Origin of the sequence: Clostridium sp. AM25-23AC (assembly GCF_003435125.1) — a bacterium.
Classification (GTDB): Bacteria; Bacillota; Clostridia; order Lachnospirales; family Lachnospiraceae; genus Pilosibacter; species Pilosibacter fragilis.
Window position 1 is genome coordinate 1 of the sequence record NZ_QWGI01000068.1, and the last position, 3,984, is coordinate 3,984.

At 45.6% G+C, this 3,984-nt stretch carries 1 protein-coding gene and 2 pseudogenes; all 3 read left to right on the forward strand.

The features are described 5' to 3' along the window. Positions 1-75: 75 nt before the first annotated feature. Positions 76-549 (forward strand): annotated as a pseudogene (locus DW677_RS17620) (type IV secretory system conjugative DNA transfer family protein); the annotation flags it as partial. A gap of 580 nt (positions 550-1,129) precedes the next feature. Then, a complete protein-coding gene (locus tag DW677_RS17630) occupies positions 1,130-2,947 on the forward strand; it encodes a reverse transcriptase/maturase family protein (RefSeq protein WP_117567915.1) in 1,818 nt (605 codons plus the stop codon). Positions 2,948-3,052: 105 nt separating this feature from the next. Then, positions 3,053-3,946, forward strand: a pseudogene (locus DW677_RS17635) (type IV secretory system conjugative DNA transfer family protein); the annotation flags it as partial. Between the last annotated feature and the right edge of the window lie 38 nt (positions 3,947-3,984).

The following is a 3,984-nucleotide window of genomic DNA, read 5'->3' on the forward strand; positions in this document are numbered from 1 at the left end:
TTGAGTAACATCATTGAAGGCATAACCAAAGACCTGAAGGCAATCCCGAAAAATCTGAAAGCAAAAGCAGGAGGTATGGATACCAAGAAGCTAGTGCTTTTGAATCTGCCCTATATCTTTGCTGGGTATTTCTGTGACAAGGTTGCATGGTTGTGGAGAGTATCGGAGGGGACAAATGCTTCCGATAAGATGATGGCAGTCATGAACCGCTTTGATAAGCTGTTTGCCAATCCCTTGCCCAGCTTCCATCCAAGGGATTTACTGATTGGTGTGGCAGGCGGCATAGCACTCCGACTTGTGGTGTATTACAAAGCCAAGAATGCCAAGAAGTTCCGGCAGGGTGTAGAATACGGTTCCGCAAGGTGGGGCAATGCCAAGGACATAGAGCCATATATGGACTCTGTGTTTGAAAATAATGTCCTTTTGACACAGACGGAACGGCTGATGATGTCCGGCAGACCGAAAGAGCCGAAGTATGCAAGGAACAAGAACATTCTTGTTATCGGTGGCTCTGGTTCCGGTAAGACTCGCTTTTTTGTGAAGCCGAGTGCGCCCGTAAGGGCGGTATAAATCCTACCTTGAGCAAGTAGTAGGTAAAAGTATCAAGCGGCATTGTGCCGCAACCTATCATTCCCCGTCTTACCCCAAAAGGGAAACCGGAGGGCGACCATAGCATGACGGAGGACACGGGGCGCTGAAGCCTCAGAAGCGCCGGCGTGACGGAATGAAAATCCACGTATGAGGATGGAAGCTAGACTGCTTGAATGACAGCCTGAAATCGGGACCAAGAGCGTACCCCTGACGTAGAGAGGTTGTACTCGTCAGTGTTCCTGACAGTCGCATTGTTTGGCTATGCGGCTGCTGATACTCGGAGCAGGTTCAGCCACGGGAAAGTGGAAAAAGGCGAACGTCACATACCGACAACGTGGAACGCTTGTTTATACCGTACTAAACGGGGATTGCCTAAAGTGAAATGCCGAAAGGCTATGAAAACGCTGAAATGCGGGGTTCTGAATATTCACCATGGCAACAGAGTTCCCATAGTAGTCTGCGGACGGGAAAGCCGTCTACATGGCAAAGGGGAACAGTGAATCATTTTCAAAACAGAAAGGATGGTGTGTGAGACACTATGAGAAATCCGATTCATGTCTTGAAAAGCCTTGAAGAAAAGGCAAGTGTAAGTAACTACAAATATGAAAGATTATATCGCAACCTATACAATCCAGAGTTCTATCTCCTTGCATATGCGAACATTGCGAAATCGCAGGGGAGCATGACGCAGGGGGTAGACGGGCAGACGCTGGACAACATGAGCCTGCCGAGAATTAACCGGATTATTGAATCCATACGCAACAGGACATATCCGCCAAAGCCTGCAAAAAGAAAGTACATTCCTAAAAAGAACGGGAAACTTCGCCCGTTGGGAATCACTTCTACTGATGATAAGTTAGTGCAGGAAGTGGTCAGAATGATTCTTGAAGCAATCTATGAGCCGACATTCAGCAACAATTCACACGGTTTCAGACCAAAAAGAAGCTGTCACACGGCACTTACGCAAGTGAAGAAAAACTTCACAGGTGTTACATGGATTGTCGAGGGAGACATTAAGGCGTGCTTTGATAACTTCGACCATCATGTGTTGGTTGAATTACTGCGGAAAAGGATTTCAGACGAGGCTTTTATCGGTCTAATCTGGAAGTTCCTGAAAGCCGGATATATGGAACAATGGCAGTACAACTGCACCTACTCCGGTGTTCCGCAGGGCAGCGGTATCAGTCCGATATGTGCAAACATCTACCTCAGCGAACTGGACAACTATATGCAGGAATACAAAGAAAAGTATGATTGCGAGCCAGAACGCAGAAGGACGACCAGAGAATACGAGCGGGCGTCCCGGAGATACAGAAAGGCACGTAAAGCGTTAATGGGCGCAGAAAAATCAACTCCTGAACTGGTAAAAGAATTTAAGGATTCCAGAAGGAAGAAGATGAATCAGCACTATTACAATCCGTTTGAGGAAGGCTTCAAGAAAATCCAGTACAACCGTTACGCCGATGATTTTGTAATCGGCGTTATCGGCTCCAAAAAGGACGCAGAAAAAATCAAGGAAGATGTAAAAATCTTTCTCCAAGAAAAACTGCATTTGGAAATGTCCGAGGAAAAGACGAAAGTCACCCATTCCAGTAAGCCGGTACGCTATCTGGGGTACGATTTCAAAGTAATCCATTCCAAGAACATGAAGCGTTGTAAAAACGGCGACATGAAACGGGTGTGGTATGGAAAAGTATTCCTGTATATGCCGAAAGAAAAATGGATTAAAAAAGCGATGGAACGGGGAGCGATACAGGTGAAACGCAACAATGACACAGGCAAAGAAATGTGGCGGCCTATGCCAAGGAAAGACCTGATGAACCGCAGCGACGCAGAGATTGTGTCTACTTTCAATTCCGAAATTCGAGGGTTATATAACTTCTATCGGATAGCAGAAAACGTAGGCGCATTGCACAAGTATTACTACATGGTGCGGTACAGCATGTTAAAAACTCTGGCAGGAAAGCACAGAACGAATGTCAGTGTTATTAAGAAGCGGCACATGGTAAACGGAGTACTGAGAATCCCATACGATACAACTAAGGGACGTAAATACTGCGAATTTTACCATGATGGATTCAGAAAGCACAGCGACGGCTATGACAATGTGGCAGACGTTATGCCGAGTTATAGGAAATATGACAGCAGGCACACGATAGTAAACCGCATAAAAGCCGGAGTATGCGAGATTTGCGGGGAACATGCAGACTATTTATGTATGCACCACGTAAGAACGCTGAAATCGCTGAAAGGCAGGGATATATTTGAGCAGAAAATGCTGAAAATGAGAAGAAAATCTCTGGCTCTCTGCCCTGACTGCTTTGAACTCTTACACGAAACCAAAGAATCAAGGTGATTCATGGAAAGCCGGATACGCTGAGAGGTGTACGTCCGGTTTGGGAGGCGGCTCCCTGAAACCTACTGATGAAAGTCAGCAAGGCGCAGGGTGCCTACCTCATACCTGATGCAGATGCACTCGTCTTATGTTGTCACTGATCCGAAAGGTACGGTACTGGTTGAGTGCGGAAAGATGTTAAAGAAGGGCAAGTACAAGATAAAAGTTTTAAATACCATAAACTTTGCTAAATCCATGCATTACAATCCTTTCGCCTACATTCGGAGCGAAAAGGATATTTTGAAACTTGTAAACACGATTATAGTCAACACCAAAGGAGAGGGACAGCAATCCGGTGAGGACTTCTGGGTCAAGGCTGAAAAGCTCTATTACACGGCACTTATCGCTTATATCTGGTATGAAGCTCCGGAAGAGGAGCAGAATTTCGCAATGCTGATTGATATGATTGATGCCAGCGAAGCCAGAGAGGACGATGAGAACTTCAAAAATGCCGTGGACTTATTGTTTGAGGAGCTGGAAGCGGATAAACCCAATCATTTTGCAGTAAGACAGTACAAAAAGTACAAACTTGCTGCCGGAAAGACAGCGAAATCAATCCTGATTAGCTGCGGTGCGAGGTTAGCACCATTTGATATTAAGGAGCTGCGTGACCTTATGGAATATGACGAGCTGGAGCTTGATACTCTGGGAGAGGAAAAGACAGCATTATTCGTTATTATTTCCGATACCGATGCCACATTTAATTTTGTGGTATCAATCATGTATTCACAGCTCTTTAACCTGCTTTGTGATAAAGCAGATGATGTTTATAACGGAAGGCTCCCGGTTCATGTGCGTATGCTCCTTGATGAGTTTGCGAACATCGGGCAGATTCCACAGTTTGAGAAGCTGATTGCTACAATCCGTAGCCGTGAAATATCAGCTTCTATTATTTTGCAGTCAAAATCCCAGCTCAAGGCGATTTACAAGGACAATGCAGATACCATAGAGGGCAATTGTGTGCGCCCAGAAGTCGCCAGCGCAATATAAATTGGCGA